Raw genomic sequence first — 23,576 nt, 5'->3', positions numbered from 1 at the left:
TGTCCTTACGTTGAATACCCACACTTTGCATTTAACATTTTCTTAACGCAATCGGGCCAGTCATACGCTTTTGTTATATCACCGCCCGCGCTGCCGCTGCTGCTTCATGGCATACATTTTTGCATCGGCATCGTTGAGCCACTTTTGCAGGTCGTTACTGTTGTGATCAAATTCACTCAGCCCCCAGGAGAACTTCAGCGACCATGAGTGTAACTTGCGCGCATTGTAGTTTTCGACCTGCTCGGCGAGATACTGCATGGCAATCCACGCCCCCTGCTCATCCGTGTCGGCAAACAGCACCGCAAACTCATCGCCACCGAAACGAACCAGCAGATCCGCTTCACGGAAAGAGGTACGCATCAGTTGCGCCATGACTTTAAGCGCCTTATCCCCCTCCTCATGCCCGTAACGATCGTTAATCTCCTTGAACCGATCCAGATCCAGCCAGCCCAGCGTCAGCGGCTCAGCACGGCGTCGGGCAATGGAAAGCGTGAACCGCACAAGCTGATTAAAGCCGCGTCGGTTGAATAACCCGGTCAACTCATCCGTGGTCGCCGCGCTGATGGCGGCAAACTCATCCTCAGCCAGCGCGCCCAGGTCACCCAGTACGGCGAGATCGGCCGCTGAAAACTCGCGAGGAGCGTAATCAATCAGGCAAAGCGAGCCAACGCTTGCGCCGTCTCGTAAGCGCAGCGGGAAGCCCGCGTAAAAACGCACGCCGGGCTCACCGGCCACCAGCGGGTTATCCGCGAACCGGTCATCCTGACGCATATCCCCTACCACCAGCGGAGCTTCAGCGAGGATCGTATGGCCACAGAAAGAGATGTTACGCGGAACGGAACCGGGTGCCTGTCCATCCGCCGATTTCACGATCAGCGAGTGCTCATCAATAAGGTTGACCATCGCCAGTGGCACCTGGAAAAAGCGTTTCGCCAGGCGCGTTAAGCGGTCAAACGCCGGGGAACTGTCGATCTCAAGCAGACCCGATTCGCGCAGCGAGTGAAGTCGGTCTGATTCATTTTCAGGTGTTGCAGGTGCTTTCATAATGTCTCCTGACGTAAAGCGTTACTCAAAGCGTAGCTTAAACAGAGACATTGTCAGTGTGCGAATATCCTGTTAAGCCGCTATCTAATTCACGTCAATGCCTTATAACGATTAACGCAGCTCAGTTTCATTCCCGGCACTGGCGGCAAGTTGCTCATCCGCCAGCCGGGCGCTGGTACGATTTCGACCCGCCTTTTTTGAACGATAAAGATGATCGTCCGCCTCGGCCATCAGCTTGTTGAAGACCTCCGTCAACTGCCATGACTCCGCCTTTCCGCTTCCGAGGCCAATACTGACCGTCAGATAAAGCGTCTGCTGACGCCAGGTGAAAGGATGGCTGGCCACGGTACTCCTGATACGTTCCGCCAGTGCATAGCCGTGTTGTTCATCGCCCGAATTAACGACCACAGCAAACTCCTCTCCCCCCATGCGGGCCACCATCCCGTCTTCACCAACGACCTGCTGAACCTGGCGGGCAAAGGATGCCAGCACGCGGTCGCCGCACTCATGACCGTAGTTATCATTGATGCTTTTGAAGTAATCAATATCGAGCAGCATGACGGTCAGAAAACGTGGATGACGGTGCGTTTCTTCGCGTTTTAGCGCCTCGTAAAGCCCGGAACGCGAGTAGACGTGGGTCAGAAAGTCATAATCCGCCCGCAGGGATACCTGACGGATCAGGGAATTAATCGCCGCCATGCTGACGGAGACCATCACCGGGCAGATGGCCATCGTGGCAATACCCAGCCGCGCAGAAAACATCATCGGGGTCGAGAGCGGCGTCGCCACGGCGATATTTATGATGGAGTTGGCGACCAGAATGATTTCAATCGCCCCTGTAATAAACGTCAGCAGGCAGGTCGCAGGCAGCGAGTAGCGTACCGCACACCAGATAAGCGCAGGCAGCGGAAATGCGAGGCTTCCCGCTCCGCCAATCACCACCGAGGCAGCCACCGAAACAACCAGCGCGATGATCGGTAACAGTTTCTCAAGATTTATCCTGAGTTCCCGCACCGGCAAACCGAGGGTAAGTATGCAAGGCACAACGAGCACGCCAGTGGAGAATTGCTCGCTAAACCAGTCGGCAAACAGCGGCCAGAAGGTATGACTGTCTATCCCCACGGACCCGAACGCACCGAGCAAGGCACACAGCAGCGCAGCAATCAGGCAGTAGTTAAACAGCCGTAATGCGTTGAGCGGATCGGGGGTTTTCTTCATCAACCGTCTGTCACGCTGAACCAGCACGGCGACAACGACGATAAAGATCATGTTAGACAGGTTTATGACCACCGAGGCCATTCCCCAGTTAGTCGTCACCGCGTCGTACATCAGCATCGCGACATAACATACCGCGTAGTAATGCAGGCGATGCAGAAACACATAACGGGCAAAGATCCCTGCCATAACGCCATTCAGTGGCCAGAACAGGGATAAGGCCTCGACCAGCCGCAATTCCGCGCCCACAAAATAAAAGAGAGTGGTGAGAATAAATATCGCCGAGGCATTACGCAGCGGCGTGTCGGGTTGGAACAACCTGAAGGCGGTGAGAGCAGAACGCATTAAATATCATTCCATATGAATGCTTATGGCAAATATTGCGGTCGTCAGCATGATCGGGACTAACTTAACCTGCATCTATAACACAATTACAACAGGATCATAACTCGTCAAATTTGGCTGTTCATCTGTATCACCAGCCAGTGGTGGATCACGCTGACGATATAATGTTGTTGCTGCGCAGTCAGTTGCACGCCCTGGGGAATATTATGCCATTTTGCCAGACAGCCCCGGCAGCAGGTCGCCGTGGCATGCTGGGCGATAAATACCGGGTGACCGCGCATGGGCGTCTGTTTACCGTCGTTGGCAGGTTGCGCCGGTGCAAGGCGTTTTTTAACGAAATCCGCAGCATGCTGGTCAATGGTGTCGGGTCCTTTGTCCCAGCAGTACTGCCGTTCTTTATTGCCTAAACGAAAGCGCGAGCGAAACGTCGATCGCGCCAGGCGGGAAAAAAGCGGATCCAGATCGGACATCAGTATACGGAACGTCCCAGACGTTGGGTCAGTTTCTCCAACACCGCCACACCGGCAAGTGAATTTCCCGTTTCATCCAGTTCCGGGCTCCAGACGGCAATCGCCATTTCATGCGGCACAATCGCCACGACCCCGCCGCCAACACCGGATTTGGCCGGAAGCCCAACCCGCCAGGCAAACTCGCCCGCGTTTTGATACATGCCGCTGGTCGCCATCAGGGCGTTGACCTGCCGCGCCTGCAGTGGGGAAACGACGTCCTGATCGAGATGCGGCGCGTGCCCCTGGTGCGCCAGAAACAGGAACGTCTGGGCCAGCTCAACGCAGCTCATTTTCAACGCGCAGTAGTGGAAGTAGTTTTGCAGTACGGTTGCCACGTCGTTATGAAAGTTGCCGAAGGATTTCATCAGCCAGGCGATGGCCGCGTTACGGGCGGAGTGCTCAAACTCCGAGCGGGCCACTAGCGAATCATAGGCAAGATCGTCAACGCCCGAGAGCTGACGAACAATCTCCAGCATTCGCTGACGCGGTGCGCTGAGACGGCTTTGCAGCATATCGCAGACCACCAGCGCCCCGGCATTGATAAAAGGATTACGCGGTTTACCCTGCTCGATTTCAAGCTGAAGCAGTGAGTTGAAAGGCTGGCCGGACGGATCTTTACCGACACGCTGCCAGATCTCGTCTTCCTCGTACTGGCGCATCGCTGCAACCAGGCTCAGCACTTTCGAAATTGACTGAATCGAAAAACGTTCAGTGGCATCCCCTGCCTGGTATCGCTGTCCGTCGATGGTACAGATCGCAATCCCCAGCTTATTCCCGCTGACCGAGGCAAGAGCCGGAATATAGTCGGCAACCTTACCCTTTCCCAATAACGGACGAACCTGTGCCAGAATCTCGTCCAGCATCTCATTATGGATGACCGCAGCCACTCTTTGCTCCTTGCCCTCAGGCTAAAACGGGCTGCGAGTATAACAGAGGCTTATGTATTGCGTCAGGCGCTAAGACGAAAACGCGAAACGGCCTGCAATAAAAGATCGGATTGCTTTTGCAGTCGCTCAGAGGCCTCTGAGGCATCAGAAACCAGCAGATCCGTCTGGCGGGAAACCTGATTCAGCGCCTGAAGCTGACGCGTCATCTGGTGAATACTCTCCCCCTGGCTGAGCGTAGCGGTTGAGATTTCATTCAGCAAACTGCTTAAGTTACCGACCAGACCGGTGACCTGCTGCAAATTGTCCTCCATCAAATTCACCGCGCGGGATCCGTCTTCAATGCCCTGCAAAGAGCGATTGATAAGTTCCTGGATGGTCTGCGTTGAGTGGCTACTCTTTCTGGCAAGCAGGCCGACTTCCCGGGCGACAACGGCAAACCCGCGTCCATGGTTACCGGCATGGGCGGCTTCAATGGCGGCGTTTAACGCCAGAATATTGGTCTGAAACGCCACGCTGTCGATCATCGCCACGATCCCGCGCATTTCAGAAGATCGCTCGACGATCGCCTGCATGGACGCATTCACGGTCGACATCATCTGGTCACCGCCTACCGCGGCCTGACGCGCTTCGTCCGCGCGCGAGCTGGCGAGTCTGGCGTAGCCGGTATTCCCTTCCACATGCGTTTCCAGCGTCGCGATATGGGTCGTGACCTCTTCCAGCTCTTTTGCCTGACGCGCCGATTGCTGATACAGCTTCTGATTCCCCTGCGCCAGGGAGCCGATATTTTCAACCATTGCGGTCGTGGCATGGCTGACCTGGGTCACCAGCTGCTGCAGACCGTGCTGCATGGTGGCGATACTGTCGCTAAGCTGCCCCGTCTCACGATTAAAACGCCTGACGGCAGGCGGCGTACCGGAAAGATCTCCGGCTGCCAGCTGGTTAATATGCGCAATCAGTCGACGTAACGGCGTGATCACCCACCTGGACATGCCGAACCAGACGGCAACGGCGATGGCGAGCAGTAAAACCGGCGCAAACAGGAACAACGTCTGCAGCCTTGAAAGCTGCGTCATAAGTCCCTGACGCCCCTGCATGGCCTGCTTCTCGCTGGCCTGCTGATAACGGGCGTAGTTATCGTTGAAGTCGCTCTGAAACGCCTGGGCCGGGACAGCAAAAAAGGCATCAATGGTGTGGGTTCTGACAAGCGCTTCCGATTGCTCTTTAATGGCACCGTAGAAAAGCTGATAGCTGTTCACCAGGGCCTCATCTTCCGGCGGATTGAGTGCCCGCCAGGCTTGCCACGCCTGCTGAGAAACCGCCAGCGACGCTTGCGCCTCATCCATCAGACTGTGCCAGCTTCCTTCTGAACCGGTCTCTTTATCCTGCATAAACCAGACGCCGGAGCGGTTAAGCAGATCGCTTGCCGCCAGCAGGGAGACACGCGCCAGATCAAGCTTGCTCTGTTGCTGATACGCCAGTAGATTTTGCCGCTCGTTGCGCTGAGCGTCCTTCAGGGAGGCGTTAAGCAGAAAAGATGAGGAGAGTTGCAGTGCGGAGAAAAGGCCAATAATACAAAAGATACCCGTCAGCAGGCCAAATTGACGTGGGATACAGCGCTGCGCAATACGACGAAAAATTTGCGTTAGGTTCATGATTTTCTTCAGTAACAAGACGTTAGACGCGTGCGAGTCTACGAAACGAAAATGACAGAACCATTGCAGAGAAATGACAGTGGCCCTCAAACTGAGGGCCTCTACAAACGAATTACACTCTGTTCTTCCACACCGTCTGCACGTTACAGAATTCATGCAGGCCGAAATGGGAGAGCTCGCGGCCAAAACCACTCTTCTTCACACCGCCAAAGGCCACGCGCGCATCGCTGGCGCTGTAACCATTGATAAACACCCCACCGCACTCCAGCTCGCGAGAGAATTTATCCGCAAGCGCGGCGTCGGCGGTGAAGACCGTAGCAGAGAGGCCAAAGTCGCTGTCGTTTGCCAGCGTCAGGGCGTGCTCAGCATCTTTCGCGACGGTAATAGCCGCTACCGGACCAAACAGCTCCTGGCGGAAGGCCGTCATCGACGGCGTGACGTTCGCCAGCACGGTAGGCGCGTAATAATTCCCCTCGCCGCTGATTTTCTCTCCGCCCAGCAGCAGCGTGGCCCCCTCAGCCAGGGTGGCCTGAACCTGCTGATGCAGTTCATCGCGCAGGTCAAAACGCGCCATCGGGCCAATGTAGTTCTCTTCTTCATCGGGTGTGCCCATCTTCAGGGCGGCTACGCCCGCGACGAAGCGTTGGGTAAAGATATCCGCAATACCCTCTTCAACAATAAAGCGTTTGGCGGCCGCGCACACCTGCCCGGTATTCTGATAGCGACCCGCCACCGCCGCTTTCACGGCGAGATCCAGGTCAGCGTCGTTGAGCACGATGAACGGGTCAGAGCCGCCCAGCTCAAGCACGCATTTTTTCAGCGCAGCACCTGCCTGGGCACCAATTGCGGCCCCGGCACGCACGCTGCCGGTAACGGTCACCGCCGCAATGCGACGGTCGTTAATCGCCTGGCTTACGCCGTCATTGGTGGCATTAACCCAGCCAAAAACGCCTTCCGGGAAACCGGCATCAGCAAAAATCTGTGCGATAAGATCCGCCGAGCCAAGCACGTTAGGCGCGTGCTTAAGCAGATAGCTGTTACCTGCCAGCAGGATCGGCACCGCCCCGCGCAGTACCTGCCAGAGCGGGAAGTTCCACGGCATCACCGCCAGAATCGGCCCCAGCGGGCGGTATTCAATAACCGCGTTGTGGTTTTCCACCTGGGTTGGCTCTGCATTCAGCATGGCCGGGCCGTGTTCCGCATACCAGTCACACAGACCCGCAGATTTTGCCACTTCCGCCCGCGCCTGCAGAACCGGTTTGCCCATCTCCCGGGACATCATCCGGGCCATCTCTTCCGCACGATGACGCAGCGCAGCACCGAGATCGCGCAGCTTCTGCGCCCGCCGGGCGACGCTTTCGCTCCGCCACTGACGAAAACCGGCATCAGCCCGGGCGATAGCCTGTTCAACCTCTTCCTTTGTCGCCCACGGATACGCGGCGATCGTTTCACCCGTAGCCGGGTTAACAGACAGGGCATGTGTAGCAGATGAATAAGTCATGATGTTCTCCACGCATTTCGGTTGATTAATTGTGGCTCACTCTGCTATTTCTTAGAAATGAATAATACTAACCACCTTATTCACGAAATGAGAATGCTATGGATTTAACCCAGCTTGAAATGTTTAACGCCGTCGCGCTGACGGGGAGCATCACCCAGGCGGCGCAGAAGGTGCATCGCGTTCCCTCGAACCTGACAACACGAATCCGCCAGCTGGAAGCCGATCTCGGCGTTGAGCTGTTTATTCGTGAGAACCAGCGTTTGCGGTTATCTCCCGCCGGGCATAACTTCCTGCGCTACAGCAGACAGATTCTGGCGCTGGTGGATGAAGCGCGTATGGTCGTCGCGGGGGATGAACCACAGGGGTTATTTGCTCTTGGCGCGCTGGAAAGCACCGCCGCCGTGCGCATCCCTGAATCGCTGGCGCAGTTTAACCAGCGTTATCCGCGCATCCAGTTTGCCCTCTCTACCGGCCCTTCCGGAACGATGATAGAGGGTGTACTGGAGGGAACGCTGAGCGCCGCCTTTGTTGACGGGCCGCTGTCACACCCGGAACTGGAGGGGATGCCGGTCTACAGGGAAGAGATGATGCTGGTCACGCCTGCCGGGCATACGGAGGTCACACGCGCCACGCAGGTGAGCGGCAGCGACGTTTATGCCTTTCGCGCCAACTGCTCATATCGCCGACATCTGGAGAGCTGGTTTCATGCAGACGGCGCGACGCCTGGCCGCATTCACGAGATGGAGTCCTATCACGGCATGCTCGCCTGCGTCATTGCGGGCGCGGGCATCGCGCTGATGCCGCGCTCCATGCTGGAAAGTATGCCAGGACATCATCAGATTGAGGCCTGGCCGCTGGCTGAAAACTGGCGCTGGCTCACCACCTGGCTGGTGTGGCGACGGGGGGCGATGACCCGCCAGCTGGAAGCGTTTATAGCGCTGCTAAACGAACGTCTTCAACCAGCGCCTTCTCCATAAACAGGCTAAGCGGGTCGTCAACATAGGGGGCAAATGCCGGGCGCAGTTCGTACCCGCACTGTTCATACAGACGAACCGCGGCGTGTTGTTTTATCCCTGTCTCCAGCCGTACCGTGTGGCAATGACGGCTCAGGGCCTCATCCTCCAGAGCAGCCAGCAGCCTCTCTCCCAGATGCTGTCCCCGGTGGGTCGGGTCAATATAGACCCGTTTCATCTCACCGGTTCCATCCCCGTTAAGTACGATGGCTCCACAGCCAACGGCCTGAAGCTGCTGGTCGCGAATGATCATCAGGATAAGCGATGAGTCGGGCAGCGCTGAAAGATCGAGCAGATGATTGCTCTCTGCGGGATAGAGTTCGCTCTGATAGCGGTCAAGGGCTGCAATCAGTGTGAGGATGTCCGGATGACGAGCGGATTCAGAGGTAATGGAATACATGGCAGGCTCCTTGCTGTTTTTATTTTAAAATAGCGCAGCTCTGCCATGGCGCTTCATAGTATTAACTTATCGCGCTGCCCGGCTAGCGCAAAAAGATACGGCCTTTCAGATACAACGTGGCCTGACCGGCGATCAACACGCGATCGCCCTTCAGTTCACAGCGCAGATCGCCGCCACGATACGACACCTGACGTGCGTTCAGTGACGTTTTTCCCAGCTTTTCGCTCCAGTAGGGGATCAGCATGCTGTGCGTGGATCCGGTAACCGGATCTTCCGGCACCCCTTCGCCCGGGCAGAAAAAGCGGCTGACGAAGTCATAGTCTTCTCCAGGCGCCGTTACGCAGACCATTTTCCCCAGCGGAACCATTGCCGCGATATCCGGCGTGAGCGCCTCCACCTGCTGCTGGCTCTCCAGCACCACGATATAGTCTCGTCCGGCGCGTACCTCTTTCGCCTTTGTGATGCCCAGCGCGGTGAACAACGCTGCCGGGGGATTATCGACGGCCTCCGTCGGCCACGCAGGGAAATTCAGCGTCAGCCAGTCGCCGCTGCGCTTGACCGTCAGCTCGCCCACGAAGCGCGTGGTAAAATGAATTTCGGTATGCGGATAATCCAGATATTCAAAAATCACGTGTGACGCCGCGAGGGTCGCGTGTCCGCACAGGTTAATTTCGTGCAGCGTGGTAAACCAGCGCAGTTCAAACCCGTCGTCGGTTCGCACAAAAAAGGCGGTCTCAGACTGATTATGCTGCTGCGCCATTTTAAGCAGCGTCTCATCGGGCAGCCACTCCTCCAGCGGGCAAACCGCCGCCGCATTACCGCCAAACGCCCTGTCGCTGAAGGCATCCACCAGATAAAAATCAATTTCCTGCATTGTCTCTCCCTCTCTTGTTATCAGTTTTTAGCGCAGATACACCGTGCCTTTCAGGTAGCACGACGCCTGACCGCTCATCAGCACCCGTTCCCCTCTCAGTTCACAACGCACGTCACCGCCCCGCGCCGACACCTGACGGGCAAACAGGGTCGTTTTGCCCAGTGTTTCACTCCAGTAGGGGATCAGCATCGTGTGCGCGGACCCGGTGACCGGATCTTCCGGGACGGAAACGCCCGGTGAGAAGAAGCGGCTGACAAAGTCATATTCCCCCTCGCCCGGTGCCGTCACGCTAACTTTGTGCTCACCCGGTGTCATCGCAGACAGGTTCGGCATAAGGGCTTCAACCTGCTGGCGGTTTTCCAGGACGATCACCCACGCGCGCCCTTTACGGGCGTCAACGTAGTGGCGGATACCCAGCGCCGCGATCATCTCTGGCGGTGGCGTCTCTTTATGTGTCGGACACGCCGGGAAATCCAGCGTCATCCACTCTCCCTCCCGGCTGACCGTCAGGCGGCCAGATGCGGTGTCGAAGTGGATCCGCGAGTCGGGGTAATCCAGTTCATGAAACAGGACGTACGCGGCGGCCAAAGTGGCATGCCCGCAGAGATTGACTTCGGTGAGCGTTGTAAACCAGCGTAGCTCAATGCCCCCTTTGCTGCAGACGAAAAAGGCCGTTTCCGATTGATTATGCTGTTGCGCCATTTTCAGTAGCGTTTCATCGGGTAACCATTCTTTCAGCGGACAAACCGCCGCCGGATTGCCACCAAACGAAGTATCGCTGAACGCATCTACCAGATAAAAATCAATCTCCTGCATTGTCTTACCGCCTGTTTTTGTTGTGTTGTTCTTTTATATTCAATGAAAACACCCTCCCCGGCTACCGCTTTCAAAAGGTAAATATTGAGATCTGCGTCACATAATGGTTGAGTTTTCGCCGTTTGACGTTTTAAGATCGTCCCCTCTTCTTTCCAGCAACGAATCTCCGACATCCCTATGACAACGAACACAGTTTCCCGCAGGGTTGCGTGGCTACGCGTGGTCACGCTGGCCATTGCCGCGTTTATTTTCAACACCACAGAGTTTGTTCCGGTTGGGCTGTTGTCTGACATTGCCGACAGTTTCCAGATGGAAACGGCTCAGGTGGGCATTATGTTGACCATCTACGCCTGGGTGGTGGCGCTGATGTCATTGCCGTTTATGCTGCTGACCAGCCAGATGGAGCGACGCAAACTACTGATCGGTCTCTTCGTGTTGTTCATCGCCAGCCATGTTCTGTCGTTTATGGCGTGGAATTTTACGGTGCTGGTCATGAGCAGGATTGGCATTGCATTCGCCCATGCGGTGTTCTGGTCGATCACCGCGTCGCTGGCTATACGCCTGGCCCCGGCGGGTAAACGCGCCCAGGCGCTGAGCCTGATTGCCACCGGCACCGCGCTGGCGATGGTGCTGGGTCTGCCGATTGGCCGCATCGTGGGGCAATACTTCGGCTGGCGCACGACCTTCTTCGCGATCGGCATGGGGGCACTGGTTACGCTGGTGTGTCTGATTAAGCTGCTGCCCGCGCTGCCGAGCGAACACTCTGGCTCGCTGAAAAGCCTGCCGCTGTTGATGCGTCGCCCTGCGCTGCTGAGTATCTATCTGCTTACCGTAATCGTGGTGACCGCCCATTACACGGCATACAGCTACATTGAACCGTTTGTTCAGGTGGTGGCAGGCTTTAGCGCCAATTTTGCCACCCTGTTACTGCTCATCCTCGGCGGTGCGGGCATTATCGGCAGCGTGCTGTTTGGCAAGCTGGGTAATCAGCATGCTTCCTTGCTTGTGAGCGGCGCCATTGGCCTGCTGCTCGCCTGCCTGCTGTTGCTGATGCCCGCCGCGGGCAGCGAAAACCATCTGGCGATCCTGAGCCTGTTCTGGGGCGTGGCGATCATGATCATCGGCCTTGGCATGCAGGTAAAAGTGCTGGCGCTGGCACCGGACGCGACGGACGTTGCCATGTCACTGTTCTCGGGGATATTTAATCTGGGCATCGGCGCGGGCGCGCTGGTGGGAAATCAGATTAGCCTTCATGTCTCGATGTCGGCGATTGGGTATCTGGGCGCTATTCCGGCCCTGGTCGCGCTTATCTGGTCAGTGCTCATCTTCCGCAAATGGCCGGTGGCGCTGGAGGAACAAGGTCAGCACGGGTGACGTTTGTTTGTGCCGGGTGGCGCTGCGCTTACCCGGCCTACAAGCCTGTAATAACCCAGGCCGGGTAAGGCGAAACCGCCACCCGGCAATCACCTCAGTGGTAAGTTTTAATAATCTCCAGCACGCCGTTAATAATAAACTGCACGCCCATACAGACCAGTAAGAAGCCCATCAGACGGGAAATAGCTTCGATACCGCCCTTACCTACCCAGCGCATAATCGCACCGGAACTGCGCAGTGACCCCCACACAATGATCCCGATAATCGCAAAAATCAGCGGTGGCGCAACCGTCAGGACCCAGTCCGGGAAGGTGGCGCTATCACGTACCGTAGAGGCGGAACTGATGATCATCGCGATGGTACCCGGCCCCGCCGTGCTCGGCATAGCCAGCGGCACAAAGGCAATATTTGCACTCGGTTCGCTTTCCAGCTCTTCGGATTTGCTTTTGGCCTCCGGCGACTCATGCGCTTTCTGCGCCGGGAACAGCATGCGGAAACCGATAAAGGCGACAATGAGTCCCCCGGCGATGCGCAGGCCAGGGATGGAAATCCCGAAGGTGTTCATCACCACCTGTCCCGCATAGTAAGCCACCATCATGATGGCAAACACATAGACGGAAGCCATCATTGACTGATGGTTACGCTCGGCGCTGTTCATATTCCCTGCCAGCCCGAGGAAAAGCGCCACCGTCGTTAACGGGTTTGCCAACGGCAGCAGCACCACCAGCCCAAGACTCACTGCTTTAATTAAATCCAACATAATGCATCGTCGTCCTTATCCATATTCATCCCCGCAAGTATAGGGGGAAAGTGTGACGTTAAGCCATCTGCGCAACGTAACGATTATTTTCCGTAAGTAAGGATAACCCTGAGTTATCTATATGATTTGAAAGCGTTCAAAAAAAGTTCATGAAACTTTTTAGCAATTCGTGGCATCGGTTGATTCATTCAGTTGACTTATACTTGCCTGAGCAATAATATCTGCCGTGACTAAACTACTTGCCAGGGCAACCATTGTGAAAAGCACCAGTGATATCTTTAACGACGTTGTTCCGCTGGGTCGTCTTATTCATATGGTTAACCAGAAAAAAGATCGCCTGCTCAATGACTATCTGTCACCGCTGGATATCACCGCAACACAGTTCAAAGTGCTGTGTTCCATTCGCTGCGAAGTGTGTATCACGCCGGTTGAGCTGAAAAAGGTGCTCTCTGTCGATCTGGGTGCGTTAACCCGCATGCTGGATCGTCTCGTCTGCAAAGGATGGGTAGAACGAAGCCCTAACCCGAATGACAAACGCGGCGTGCTGGTCAAGCTCACCTGCGATGGCGCGGCCATGTGCGAGCAATGTCATCAATTAGTAGGACAAACACTGCATCAGGAACTAACAAAAAACTTAACGGCAGATGAAGTGGCAACCCTTGAGCTTTTGCTGAAGAAAATACTGCCGTAAACAGAAAAGAGGTATGACGATGTCCAGACGCAATACTGACGCTATCACCATTCATAGCATTTTGGACTGGATCGAAGATAACCTGGAATCGCCGCTCTCCCTTGAAAAAGTGTCAGAGCGTTCAGGTTACTCCAAATGGCACCTGCAACGGATGTTCAAAAAAGAGACCGGCCATTCACTAGGTCAATATATTCGCAGTCGCAAGCTGACGGAAATTGCCCAGAAACTGAAAGAAAGCAATGAGCCGATCCTTTATCTGGCAGAGCGTTACGGATTTGAATCACAGCAAACCCTGACGCGTACGTTTAAGAACTATTTTGACGTGCCGCCTCATAAGTACCGAATCACCAGCGTACCCGGAGAATCCCGATACCTGTATCCGTTAAAACATTGTAGTTAATCATCGCCTGTAAAAGACGTAACCGAGGAAATCATGAAAGTTATCGCCTCCGCCGCCCTCGCCTTGCTGGTGCTGTTTTCCAGCCAGACCTTCGCGGAGCAAACCCCAGGTGCAACGCAGCAAAATAATCGTGGCACGATGATTTTGCCGTCAGCACATGACCAGTCACCCTATGATTTCAACCACATGGGGACTGGTAGCGACAAATCCGACGAATTAGGCGTGCCTTATTATAATCAGCACGGCTTCTGATTCGTTTTTGCCCCGCCACTGCGGGGCTTTTTTATGCTCTAGCCTCTGACGCGCGCCGCCCGCCGTACCCGCAAGCCAAACACGTTGATATACAGCCCCGCCATAATCAGCACGGCCCCCAGCAACTGCAGCGCGCTCAGCGTTTCATCCAGCAATAGCGCCGCACTGGCGAGCCCAACCACTGGCACCAGCAGAGACAGGGGCGCCACGCGCCAGGTTTCATAACGCCCCAGCAGCGAACCCCAGATCCCATAGCCCACAATCGTGGCGACAAAGGCCAGATAAATCAGAGAAAGGATCGTGGTCAAATCGATATCGACCAGGCTTCTCAGCATCACATCCGGGCCATCCAGAATAAACGACGCCGCCAGAAACGGGATGACCGGAATTAACGCGCTCCAGACCACCAGCGACATCACCTGCGGCCGCGCCGCGTGCTGCATAATCAGCTTGTTGAAGATATTCCCGCACGCCCAGCTCAGCCCCGCCGCCAGCGTAAGCATAAAGCCCAGCAGCGCCACATCCTGACCATTCAGGCTGGCTTCAATCAGCACCAGTACGCCAAACACCGCCAGCGTAATCCCCGCCAGCTGTTTGCCCTGCAAACGTTCGCCAAATACGAACGCACCGAGAATGATGGTAAAGAACGCCTGCGCCTGCAAAACCAGCGAGGCAAGACCGGCAGGCATACCAAACTTGATGGCGCAGAAGAGAAACGCGAACTGGCCAAAGCTGATGGTCAGGCCATAGCCCAGCAGTAATTTGAACGGGATTTTTGGACGCGCAACAAAAAAGATCGCCGGGAACGCCACTAACATGAAACGCAAACCGGCCAGCATAAGCGGGGGCATATTGTGCAATCCCAGCTTAATGACGACAAAATTGAGCCCCCATACTACGACCACCAGCAACGCCAGCAGTCCGTCTTTACGCGTCATACCCTGCCCCTGAATTATTAATAATTTGTTAACACTTCAAGGTAACAGAAAAAAGGACGCTGCGAGAAGATCATTAATTCTGGCAGGCAGCTGAAGCACTTACGGATAAACCAGGTGCTATACAAGCCCCTTATGTCATGGTAATCCTGTTAACACACCTCTAATAAAAGCATAAGCAACTGTCGGGCAGAAATATGAAACCATCTCTCAGGCGCTCAACCGCAGCGCTGCTGGCATCGTCATTGTTGTTAACCATCGGTCGGGGAGCGACGCTGCCGTTCATGACCATTTATCTCACGCGCGTCTACAACATGAGCGTCGAGAATATTGGTTATGCCCTGACGATTGCGCTGACCATCGGCGTGGTGTTCAGCCTGGGATTTGGCATTCTGGCGGATAAGTTTGATAAAAAACGCTACATGCTGATTGCGATCGTGGCGTTTATTGCCGGATTTGTCGCGATCCCGCTGGTGGATAACGTCACGCTGGTGGTGCTGTTCTTTTCCCTGATCAACTGCGCCTACTCCGTATTTTCGACGGTGCTGAAAGCCTGGTTCTCCGACGTGCTCACCTCAAGCCAAAAAGCGCGTGTTTTCTCGCTCAACTATAGCTTCCTGAACATTGGCTGGACGGTCGGCCCGCCCATCGGCACCCTGCTGGTGATGTACAGCTTACAGCTGCCCTTCTGGCTGGCCGCTTTTTGCGCCGCGCTGCCGCTCGCGTTTATCCATTTCTTTGTGCAAAAAAGCGTCGCGCTGGATACCGCCGAGGAAAAAATGCCCTGGCAGCCGTCGGTGTTGCTGAAAGACCGCGCCCTGTTCTGGTTCACCCTCTCCGGCCTGCTCGCGTCGTACGTGGGCGGATCGTTCGCCAGCTGCATTTCGCAGTATGTTCTGGCCGCCCACGCCGACAGCGATTTCGCGCAGAAGGTCGTCGCCGTGGTGCTGCCCGTTAACGCCGCCGTGGTGGTGACGCTGCAATACGCGCTTGGGCGCAAGATTTCCGCAAGCAATATTCGCCCCCTGATGACCGCCGCGACGCTGTTTTTTATCCTGGGGCTGGGTGGCTTTATGCTCTCCGGGGAGAATCTGATTTACTGGGGTATCGCTGCCGCGATCTTTACGCTGGGTGAGATTATTTATGCGCCGGGTGAATACATGCTGATCGACAACATCGCCCCGCCGGGTATGAAGGCAAGCTATTTCTCCGCACAGGCGCTGGGCTGGCTGGGCGCGGCCGCAAACCCGATGATCACCGGGATTATCCTGACCAACCTGCCGCACTGGTCGCTGTTTGTGATTATGATGGTCGCCATCGTGATTGCGTGGCTGATGATTTTGCGGGGGATGAGCGTGAAGGCGTGGTGCGAGTCACCCAAGGTAGCGTAGCAACTTGTAGGCCGGGTAAGGCGTAGCCGCCACCCGGCAAACGCAACAACCTAGTGGTGCAACATCTCTTCTACCACCTGCTCTTTGTACATCTCATTCGGATAATAGGTCGGCCAGTTATCCATCTCTTTCAGCAGCGCCTCGTGGGAGGTGTTGCCCATAAAAATATGGAAGTGCGAGGACGCTTTCGGCCCGATGGTATGGTCGCTGAACTGCACAAACTTCGGCGCCGTGCTGCTGGCATCCTGACACTCAAACAGATAGCGAACGCCTTTTTTGCCTGACGCATAGGTCAGAATTTTGTAGCCGCTGTAATTATAATGGCAACGGCTAACCGCTTTGCCCTTGTGGAACTCCATCACGTTATTTTCAATGCCAATGGCATCCACGTCCGTCGCATAGCCTTTACGATAATAGGCTTTCACCTCGTCGAAGGTTTTGCTTTTATCCTTCTGCGCTTTCTGTTTGAAGACCGGATCCAGCGATCCATCCAGCAGGAAAGGATAAACGGACTGCCAGGTACCGTCCCAGTCAGACAGCGCTCTGTCCTTTACGTCTTTATCCTCAAACACGCCGTTCGCCGCTTTCTGCTCCGCTTCGGTCATCTGATGACCGTGCGAGTGCGCTAACAGCTGGCCGCTGACCAGCAGCGCCCCCAGAGTCATGATCCATTTACCAGCATGTGCAGCCAAAATAACCCCCTCATTCCGTTTTATAAGAATGAGAATGTTATATTATAACATTTCAAATCGCAACCAGCCCGCGAACGCCCTCCTGCGCCATGTTTTCACCCCGTCCACGCTGGATTATGGTGCCGCGCGACATCAGGAGATAGCTGTCGGCCAGCTCGGCGGCAAAGTCGTAAAACTGCTCGACCAGCAGGATCGCCATATCGCCTCTGTTCGCCAGCGTGCGGATCACCTGGCCAATCTCTTTTATCACCGAAGGCTGAATGCCTTCCGTCGGTTCATCCAGAATCAGCAGCTGCGGGCGGCTTGCCAGCGCACGGCCAATCGCCAGTTGCTGCTGTTGTCCGCCGGAGAGATCGCCTCCGCGGCGGTGCTTCATCTCTTTGAGCACCGGGAAAAGCTGCCAGATCTCCTCCGGTACCTGCTTCGCCTCGCGGGCGGAAAAGCGCGACAGCCCCAGCAGAAGATTTTCTTCCACGGTCAGGCGCGGAAAAATCTCGCGTCCCTGCGGGACATACGCCACGCCAGACTGTACCCGCTGGTGCGGTTTGCTGTGGGTGATCGTCTTACCCTGCCAGATGACCTCCCCGGTTTTCGCCGGGATCAGCCCCATCAGACACTTCAGCAACGTCGTTTTCCCGACGCCGTTGCGCCCCAGCAGGCAGGTGACTTCTCCGGTGGCGGCCTCAAAACTGACGCCGCGCAGGATATGGCTTCCACCGTAATACTGATTCAGTTCGTTAACCTGTAACATCTTCTCTCCTTAGCGCCCCAGATAGACCTCAATCACCTGCTCGTTGGCCTGCACCTCGCGAAGCGAGCCTTCGGCCAGCACGCGCCCCTGATGCAATACCGTCACGTGGTCGGCAATGGTTTCGACAAAGCCCATGTCATGCTCCACCACCATCAGGGAGTGCTTACCCGCCAGGGTTTTGAACAACTCGGCGGTGTATTCCGTCTCCGCGTCGGTCATCCCGGCGGCGGGTTCGTCCAGCAGCAACAGATGCGGATCCTGGACCAGCAGCATACCTATCTCCAGAAACTGCTTTTGGCCGTGCGACAACAGCCCGGCGCGGCGATCGCGTTCGTTTCCAAGACGCAGTAAAACCAGCATCTCATCAATGCGATCGCGTTGTTCACCATTGAGTTTTGCCCGCAGGCTCGCCCAGACGGATTTATCGGTTTTCATGGCGATCTCAAGGTTTTCCCACACCGTCAGCGCCTCAAAGACCGTGGGTTTCTGGAACTTTCGCCCAATCCCCTGACGGGCTATGGCCGCAGGCTCCAGCGCGGTCAGGTCGATCGATTGATCGTAAATAGCCCTCCCGCTTTTTGGTCTCGTTTTGCCGGTGATCACATCCATCAACGTGGTTTTACCGGCTCCGTTGGGGCCAATCACGCAGCGCAACTCGCCCACGCCGATATTCAGCGAGAGATCGGTCAGCGCCTGGAAACCGTCGAAATTGACGTTAATGGCCTCAAGCTGAAGCACCGGATCCGTCTGGTCACGGTAGCGGTCGCCGGGCAACTGGCGGGTAAATAATCCTTCCGTTGGCTGCATTATTTCTCTCCCTTACGAAACAGACCGTAGACACCGCGTGGTAAGAACAGCGTGACGGCGATAAAAATCAGCCCCAGGAACAGCTGCCAGTACTCCGGCATGGCGACGGTGAAAAAGCTCTTCGCCCCGTTCACCAGCGCCGCGCCAATTACCGGCCCCACCAGCGTGCCGCGCCCGCCCAGCGCCACCCAGATGGCGGCTTCTATCGAGTTCGTCGGCGACATTTCACCGGGGTTGATAATGCCCACCTGCGGGACATAGAGCGCCCCCGCCAGGCCACACAGCACCGCGGAGAGCGTCCAGACCAGCAGTTTGAACCCGCGCGGGTCGTAACCACAGAACGTCAGACGGTTTTCTGCGTCACGAACGGCGGTCAGGATTCGGCCAAATTTGCTTTTTGCCAGCGCAAATCCCGTCCCCAACGCCAGGAGCAGCAACAGTACGGTCGCCAGAAACAGTGCAATACGCGTGGAGGTTTCCGTCACCGAAAATCCGAGCAGCGTGGTAAAGCCGGTGAAACCGTTATTGCCGCCAAAACCGGTCTCGTTGCGAAAGAACAGCAACATCCCGGCATAGGTCAGCGCCTGGGTCATAATCGAGAAATAGACCCCTTTGATCTTCGAGCGGAAGGCAAACCAGCCAAACACCAGCGCCAGCAGCCCCGGCACCATGACAATCAGCACCAGCGCCCAGGCGAAGTGTTGGGTGCCCCACCAGAACCACGGCAGCTCACTCCAGGAGAGAAATGACATAAACGCGGGCAGACCGTCACCCGCCGCCTGGCGCATCAGATACATGCCCATCGCATAACCGCCGAGTGCGAAAAAGATACCGTGCCCAAGAGACAGCATACCGGCATAGCCCCACACCAGATCGAGCGCCACCGCAACGATGGCATAGCAGAGGATCTTACCCGTCAGCGTCAGCATCCAGGTCGATAACGCCAGCGGATGCGTTGCAGGCAGTAAGGCGAAAAACGGTAATATCAGCAGACACGCCACCAGCAGGCTGCCTGCGATCTGCGTTGTGCGTGGCGCTTTGCGCGCCAGCGTTAAGGTAAGCGGCTGGCTCATCAGTCAATAACCCTCCCTTTCAGCGCAAATAACCCCTGAGGACGCTTCTGAATAAACAGCACGATCGCCACCAGAATCACGATCTTGCCCAGCACCGCGCCCATCTGTGGTTCAAGGATTTTATTGAAAATGCCCAGACCAAAGGCCGCGGCCACGCTCCCTGCCAGCTGGCCCACGCCACCGAGCACCACCACCAGGAACGAGTCGATGATGTATCCCTGGCCCAGCTCCGGTCCGACGTTACCCAGCTGCGATAATGCCACGCCGCCTAACCCGGCAATGCCGGAGCCCAGCCCGAATGCGAGCATATCGACACGCCCTGTCGGCACCCCACAGCAGGCAGCCATGCTGCGGTTTTGCGTCACCGCGCGCACGTTTAGCCCCAGACGGGTTTTATTCAGAATCAGCCAGGTAAAGAACAGTACCAGCAGCACAAAACCCAGCACCACAATACGGTTCCACGGCAGCGTCAGGTTGGCGAAAACCTGTACCCCGCCGGAAAGCCATGCCGGGTTCGCCACCTCCAGGTTCTGGGCGCCAAACGTCATGCGCACCAGTTGGATAAGCATCAGGCTGATGCCCCACGTTGCCAGCAGCGTTTCCAGCGGACGACCGTACAGATGACGGATCACGGTGCGCTCCAGCACCATTCCGATTGCCGCCGTCAGGCAGAACGCGACCGGTAAGGCGATAACCGGATAGAGCGCCAGCCACTGTGGCGCGAGGCTGGTCATGGCCTGCTGCACCATCCAGGTGGCATACGCGCCCAGCATCAGCATTTCACCGTGCGCCATATTGATGACGCCCAGCAGGCCGTAGGTGATAGCCAGCCCCAGCGCAGCCAGCAGCAGCACCGAACCGAGGGAAAGCCCCATAAACGCCTGACCCAGCAGATCGCCCCACATCAGGCGGTGCGTAATCTGGTTAAGGCTCTCTTCGGCAGCGGCGCGAACGCCGGCGTCCGGCTCGGTCTGCGCCTGGGTATACGGGGTGAGTCGGGACACCACGTCCGGATCGTCGGACTGGCCTAACAGTTCAGCAGCGTGGCGACGCACCTCCGCCTGCGGGCTTGCCAGCTGGAGATTCGCCACCGCCAGCAGCAGCGTCTGACGCGCTACCGCATCCGTTTCACGGTTTACCCGATTTTCCAGAAAAGCGAGCATCGCAGGTTGCGCATCTCGCTGCAGTTGACGGGCCGCCGCCCGCCTTTCCGTGACACTGTCACTGACCAGCTGATGCGTAGCGATAGCCGTGGCAGCAAGTACGCGCAGTCGGTTCGTCAGCCGTACCGCTTTGGTCTGCCCTTCAGTCGCCTTTGCTTCACCGAGGGGAACCATTCCGCCATTACGCTGCGCAAAAGCGTGCTTTTGGCTGTCGGTATACAGGTTTTCCTTTTGCAACGCCTGAAGCAGCGGCAGCCTGGCGGCATCCGGCGCGGCGGCCCACTGCGTCAGTAATTCCGCCTGCTGGGTGCGGCTGGCAGCAACGAAACGATCGGCATCCGATGCCTGCGCCATCCCTGGCAGCAGTCCGGTAAGCCATATAAGAGCGACGATCGTGCGCATGACGTTCATGGCTTGTCTCCCTGAGGTGATGGCTTAGTTGCTGGCGGTTTTCATCGGCTGGTCGGGCTTTTTGTCATTCCCGGCGATGAACGGACTCCACGGTTGTGCGCGGACCGGCTGTTCCGTCTGCCACACCACGTTGAACTGGCCGTTGCCTTCAATTTCACCGATCATGACTGGCTTATGAAGATGATGGTTGGTGGCATCCATGGTGAGCGTAAAGCCGGAAGGCGCTTTAAACGATTGGCCGGCCATTGCGGCACGCACTTTATCTACGTCGGTCGTCCCCGCTTTTTCCACCGCCTGCGCCCACATATGGATCCCTACGTAAGTGGCTTCCATTGGGTCGTTGGTGACGACAGTGTCGGCATTCGGCAGTTTGTGCACTTTCGCATAGGCTTTGTAATCCGCCACGAAGGCCTGGTTAGTGGGGTTGTCCACGGACTCAAAATAGTTCCACGCAGCCAGGTTACCCACCAGCGGTTTGGTGTCGATACCGCGCAGCTCTTCTTCACCGACGGAGAACGCCACTACCGGCACGTCGGTTGCTTTCAGCCCCTGGTTTGCCAGCTCTTTATAGAACGGCACGTTGGAATCGCCATTGATGGTCGAGACCACGGCAGTTTTGCCGCCTGCGGAGAATTTCTTGATGTTGGCGACAATCGTCTGGTAGTCGCTATGACCAAATGGGGTGTAAACCTCTTCGATGTCCTTATCCTCAACGCCTTTCGAATGCAGGAACGCACGCAGGATCTTGTTGGTGGTGCGCGGGTAGACGTAGTCGGTGCCCAAGAGGAAGAAGCGTTTCGCCGCGCCGCCGTCTTCGCTCATCAGGTATTCCACCGCCGGGATGGCCTGCTGGTTCGGTGCGGCACCGGTATAAAAGACGTTGGGTGACATTTCTTCACCCTCATACTGCACCGGATAGAACAGCAGGCCGTTCAGTTCCTCAAAGACAGGCAGCACCGATTTACGCGAAACGGAGGTCCAGCAGCCAAACACCACCGCGACTTTATCCTGGCTCAGCAGTTGACGCGCTTTCTCGGCAAACAGCGGCCAGTTTGAAGCGGGATCCACCACCACCGGCTCCAGTTTTTTCCCCAGTACGCCCCCTTTGGCGTTGATCTCGTCAATGGTCATCAGCGCGACATCTTTCAGCGGGGTTTCGGAGATGGCCATCGTGCCGGACAAAGAATGCATGATCCCCACTTTGATGGTATCGGCCGCCTGCACACCAAAACTCATTCCCATCGCCACGACGGACGCGGATAACGCAAAGGCTTTTAATAAGGTACGACGCTGCATATTTTCACTCCTGAAAAAGAACGCTGTGCAAAAACGTCCGTTACGGCATGGACGCGGAAAAAAATGTGTCAGCGAAGCAGGAGCAAAAAGGATGCCAGAATGAACATTGCGCTATGGCGGGAGATTGAACGCGGGATGTAAAGAGAACGACTCAGAATGGCACAGCGCTGCACTTTTATAATGCAGCGCTGGGGCGGTGTTTTTACCAGACTTCACTGGCGATCTGTGTCACCAGACGGACTTTTTCCCACTGTTGAGTTTCACTCAGGCTGTTGCCCTCTTCGGTCGAGGCAAAGCCGCACTGCGGGCTGAGGCAGATCTGCTCTTTGGCCACGTATTTTGCCGCCTCTTCCAGACGGGCTTTAACCCCTTCCGGGTTCTCCAGCTCTCCGTTTTTGGTGGTTATCAGACCCAGCACCACCTGCTGCTTGCCCGGGCGAATAAAGCGCAGTGGCGCAAAATCACCGCTGCGGTCGTTATCATATTCCAGGAAGAAGGCATCTACGTTCACCGTACCGAACAGCACTTCCGCCACCGGCTCGTATCCCCCTTCCGAAATCCAGGTTGAACGGAAGTTGCCGCGGCAGACATGCAGCCCGATGGTCAGATCGTCCGGTTTACCTTCCAGCGCCTTGTTCAGCACGCGGGCGTAGATCTGCGCCAGCTCATCGGCATCATCGCCGCGCTCGCGGATCTGACGACGCTGATCGTCCGAACAGAGGTAGGCCCAGACGGTGTCGTCAAGTTGCAGGTAACGGCAGCCTGCATCATAGAAGGCCCGGATAGCGTCGCGCCAGGTGGTCGCCAGATCGTCAAAATAGACGTTCAGGTCCGGGTAAACCGTCGCGTCGATATCTTTGCGGCCGCCGCGGAAATGAAGCACGCTTGGGCTGGGAATGGTCATCTTCGGCTGCGCATTACCGCTGATGCTTTTCAGATAGCGGAAATCGTCCAGCATCGGATGATCGCCAAAGCCCAGCTTGCCGGTGACGCGCACGCCGTGGGCTTTGGTCTGTACACCGTTGAACTGAATACCCTGCTGCGAATCGTAACGCTCAACCCCCTGCAGGCCATCGAAGAAATCGAAGTGCCACCAGGCACGGCGAAATTCACCGTCGGTCACCACATGCAGACCGCACGCACACTGCTGCTCGACGACGTGGCGAATGGCATCGTCCTCCACCGCGCGAAGCTGTGCGGCATCTATCTCACCGCTGGCGAACTTCAGGCGGGCCTGTTTAATGGCATCTGGACGTAAAAAACTGCCTACTACATCGGCGCGGTATGGGGCGTGCTGTCGTTGCATGGAAATCTCCTCTGTCTG

24 protein-coding genes are annotated in these 23,576 nt (G+C 56.4%); 6 read left to right on the top strand and 18 right to left on the bottom strand.

Annotation, left to right across the window (positions count from 1 at the left end; genetic code table 11):
• Nucleotides 1–78: 78 nt before the first annotated feature.
• From G0034_RS11215 to sad, 6 genes are all read right to left on the bottom strand, one after another.
• On the bottom strand, nt 79–1,044 hold the full coding sequence (locus tag G0034_RS11215) for a sensor domain-containing diguanylate cyclase (protein WP_179120864.1): 966 nt from the start codon (nt 1,042–1,044) through the stop codon (nt 79–81).
• A 111-nt stretch (nt 1,045–1,155) separates the two neighbouring features.
• Nucleotides 1,156–2,604 (bottom strand): GGDEF domain-containing protein, encoded by a 1,449-nt coding sequence (locus G0034_RS11210; RefSeq protein ID WP_179120863.1) that lies wholly within the window; start codon nt 2,602–2,604, stop codon nt 1,156–1,158.
• 107 nt (nt 2,605–2,711) lie between these two features.
• Entirely contained in the window at nt 2,712–3,074 is a 363-nt protein-coding gene (locus G0034_RS11205) for a DUF4186 domain-containing protein (RefSeq protein ID WP_023337293.1), read from the bottom strand.
• On the bottom strand, nt 3,074–4,000 hold the full coding sequence (glsB, locus tag G0034_RS11200) for a glutaminase B (protein ID WP_179120862.1): 927 nt from the start codon (nt 3,998–4,000) through the stop codon (nt 3,074–3,076). The genes G0034_RS11205 and glsB overlap by 1 nt, the downstream gene beginning before the upstream one ends.
• 62 nt (nt 4,001–4,062) lie before the next feature.
• Nucleotides 4,063–5,652, bottom strand: a complete 1,590-nt coding sequence (locus G0034_RS11195; protein ID WP_047626167.1) for a methyl-accepting chemotaxis protein — start codon at nt 5,650–5,652, stop codon at nt 4,063–4,065.
• Between the two features lie 112 nt (nt 5,653–5,764).
• Nucleotides 5,765–7,153: a succinate-semialdehyde dehydrogenase gene (gene sad, locus G0034_RS11190; protein WP_023337290.1), complete on the bottom strand. Its 1,389-nt coding sequence runs from the start codon at nt 7,151–7,153 to the stop codon at nt 5,765–5,767.
• A 98-nt stretch (nt 7,154–7,251) separates the two neighbouring features.
• Between sad and ptrR the strand changes: the two genes are divergently transcribed.
• Entirely contained in the window at nt 7,252–8,130 is an 879-nt protein-coding gene (ptrR, locus tag G0034_RS11185) for a putrescine utilization regulator PtrR (protein ID WP_014883831.1), read from the top strand.
• Here ptrR and G0034_RS11180 read toward each other — a convergent pair.
• The 3 genes from G0034_RS11180 to G0034_RS11170 form a co-directional block, all read right to left on the bottom strand.
• On the bottom strand, nt 8,084–8,566 hold the full coding sequence (locus tag G0034_RS11180) for a GNAT family N-acetyltransferase (protein ID WP_047344235.1): 483 nt from the start codon (nt 8,564–8,566) through the stop codon (nt 8,084–8,086). The genes ptrR and G0034_RS11180 overlap by 47 nt on opposite strands.
• Before the next feature lie 82 nt (nt 8,567–8,648).
• Complete coding sequence (locus G0034_RS11175; protein ID WP_023337289.1) at nt 8,649–9,440, bottom strand: PhzF family phenazine biosynthesis protein; 792 nt, start codon at nt 9,438–9,440, stop codon at nt 8,649–8,651.
• A gap of 27 nt (nt 9,441–9,467) precedes the next feature.
• Complete coding sequence (locus tag G0034_RS11170; RefSeq protein ID WP_023337288.1) at nt 9,468–10,256, bottom strand: PhzF family phenazine biosynthesis protein; 789 nt, start codon at nt 10,254–10,256, stop codon at nt 9,468–9,470.
• Between the two features lie 177 nt (nt 10,257–10,433).
• Between G0034_RS11170 and G0034_RS11165 the strand changes: the two genes are divergently transcribed.
• Nucleotides 10,434–11,630: a sugar transporter gene (locus tag G0034_RS11165; protein ID WP_023337287.1), complete on the top strand. Its 1,197-nt coding sequence runs from the start codon at nt 10,434–10,436 to the stop codon at nt 11,628–11,630.
• A gap of 94 nt (nt 11,631–11,724) precedes the next feature.
• Here the strand turns inward: G0034_RS11165 and G0034_RS11160 are convergent, their stop codons facing one another.
• The gene (locus tag G0034_RS11160) at nt 11,725–12,390 is read right to left on the bottom strand and encodes a MarC family NAAT transporter (protein ID WP_014883826.1); all 666 of its coding nucleotides are present in this window, start codon (nt 12,388–12,390) and stop codon (nt 11,725–11,727) included.
• A gap of 256 nt (nt 12,391–12,646) precedes the next feature.
• On the opposite strand from G0034_RS11160, the gene marR reads away from it, so the two are divergent.
• From marR to marB, 3 genes are read left to right on the top strand one after another with little or no spacing between them, the layout of a single operon-like run.
• Complete coding sequence (gene marR / locus G0034_RS11155; protein ID WP_014883825.1) at nt 12,647–13,081, top strand: multiple antibiotic resistance transcriptional regulator MarR; 435 nt, start codon at nt 12,647–12,649, stop codon at nt 13,079–13,081.
• A 19-nt stretch (nt 13,082–13,100) separates the two neighbouring features.
• The gene (marA, locus tag G0034_RS11150; RefSeq protein WP_008502237.1) at nt 13,101–13,481 is read left to right on the top strand and encodes an MDR efflux pump AcrAB transcriptional activator MarA; all 381 of its coding nucleotides are present in this window, start codon (nt 13,101–13,103) and stop codon (nt 13,479–13,481) included.
• A 33-nt stretch (nt 13,482–13,514) separates the two neighbouring features.
• Nucleotides 13,515–13,733: a multiple antibiotic resistance protein MarB gene (gene marB, locus G0034_RS11145; RefSeq protein WP_014883824.1), complete on the top strand. Its 219-nt coding sequence runs from the start codon at nt 13,515–13,517 to the stop codon at nt 13,731–13,733.
• Between the two features lie 38 nt (nt 13,734–13,771).
• On the opposite strand, the gene eamA is transcribed toward marB, so the two are convergent.
• A complete protein-coding gene (gene eamA / locus G0034_RS11140; protein ID WP_014883823.1) occupies nt 13,772–14,671 on the bottom strand; it encodes an O-acetylserine/cysteine exporter in 900 nt (299 codons plus the stop codon).
• A 194-nt stretch (nt 14,672–14,865) separates the two neighbouring features.
• On the opposite strand from eamA, the gene ydeE reads away from it, so the two are divergent.
• Nucleotides 14,866–16,059 (top strand): efflux MFS transporter YdeE, encoded by a 1,194-nt coding sequence (ydeE, locus tag G0034_RS11135; RefSeq protein ID WP_014883822.1) that lies wholly within the window; start codon nt 14,866–14,868, stop codon nt 16,057–16,059.
• Nucleotides 16,060–16,109: 50 nt separating this feature from the next.
• On the opposite strand, the gene zinT is transcribed toward ydeE, so the two are convergent.
• From zinT to G0034_RS11100, 7 genes are all read right to left on the bottom strand, one after another.
• Nucleotides 16,110–16,751, bottom strand: coding sequence for a metal-binding protein ZinT (gene zinT, locus G0034_RS11130; protein WP_014883821.1), 642 nt, complete (start codon nt 16,749–16,751; stop codon nt 16,110–16,112).
• A gap of 52 nt (nt 16,752–16,803) precedes the next feature.
• On the bottom strand, nt 16,804–17,502 hold the full coding sequence (gene urtE / locus G0034_RS11125) for an urea ABC transporter ATP-binding subunit UrtE (protein ID WP_014883820.1): 699 nt from the start codon (nt 17,500–17,502) through the stop codon (nt 16,804–16,806).
• 9 nt (nt 17,503–17,511) lie between these two features.
• On the bottom strand, nt 17,512–18,309 hold the full coding sequence (urtD, locus tag G0034_RS11120; protein ID WP_023330407.1) for an urea ABC transporter ATP-binding protein UrtD: 798 nt from the start codon (nt 18,307–18,309) through the stop codon (nt 17,512–17,514).
• On the bottom strand, nt 18,309–19,382 hold the full coding sequence (gene urtC / locus G0034_RS11115; RefSeq protein ID WP_023330406.1) for an urea ABC transporter permease subunit UrtC: 1,074 nt from the start codon (nt 19,380–19,382) through the stop codon (nt 18,309–18,311). The genes urtD and urtC overlap by 1 nt, the downstream gene beginning before the upstream one ends.
• Nucleotides 19,382–20,956, bottom strand: coding sequence for an urea ABC transporter permease subunit UrtB (gene urtB / locus G0034_RS11110; protein WP_047344234.1), 1,575 nt, complete (start codon nt 20,954–20,956; stop codon nt 19,382–19,384). The genes urtC and urtB overlap by 1 nt, the downstream gene beginning before the upstream one ends.
• A gap of 24 nt (nt 20,957–20,980) precedes the next feature.
• Nucleotides 20,981–22,252 carry an urea ABC transporter substrate-binding protein gene (gene urtA, locus G0034_RS11105; protein ID WP_047344233.1) on the bottom strand — a complete coding sequence of 424 codons (1,272 nt, stop codon included), beginning with the start codon at nt 22,250–22,252 and terminating at the stop codon, nt 20,981–20,983.
• A gap of 202 nt (nt 22,253–22,454) precedes the next feature.
• Complete coding sequence (locus G0034_RS11100) at nt 22,455–23,558, bottom strand: cobalamin-independent methionine synthase II family protein (RefSeq protein WP_087529319.1); 1,104 nt, start codon at nt 23,556–23,558, stop codon at nt 22,455–22,457.
• Nucleotides 23,559–23,576: the final 18 nt, after the last annotated feature.

The organism is Enterobacter sp. T2, from assembly GCF_010692925.1.
GTDB lineage: Bacteria > Pseudomonadota > Gammaproteobacteria > Enterobacterales > Enterobacteriaceae > Enterobacter > Enterobacter kobei.
The sequence above is the reverse complement of the archived record's forward strand: the minus strand, read 5'-3'. Positions and strand labels throughout refer to the sequence as shown.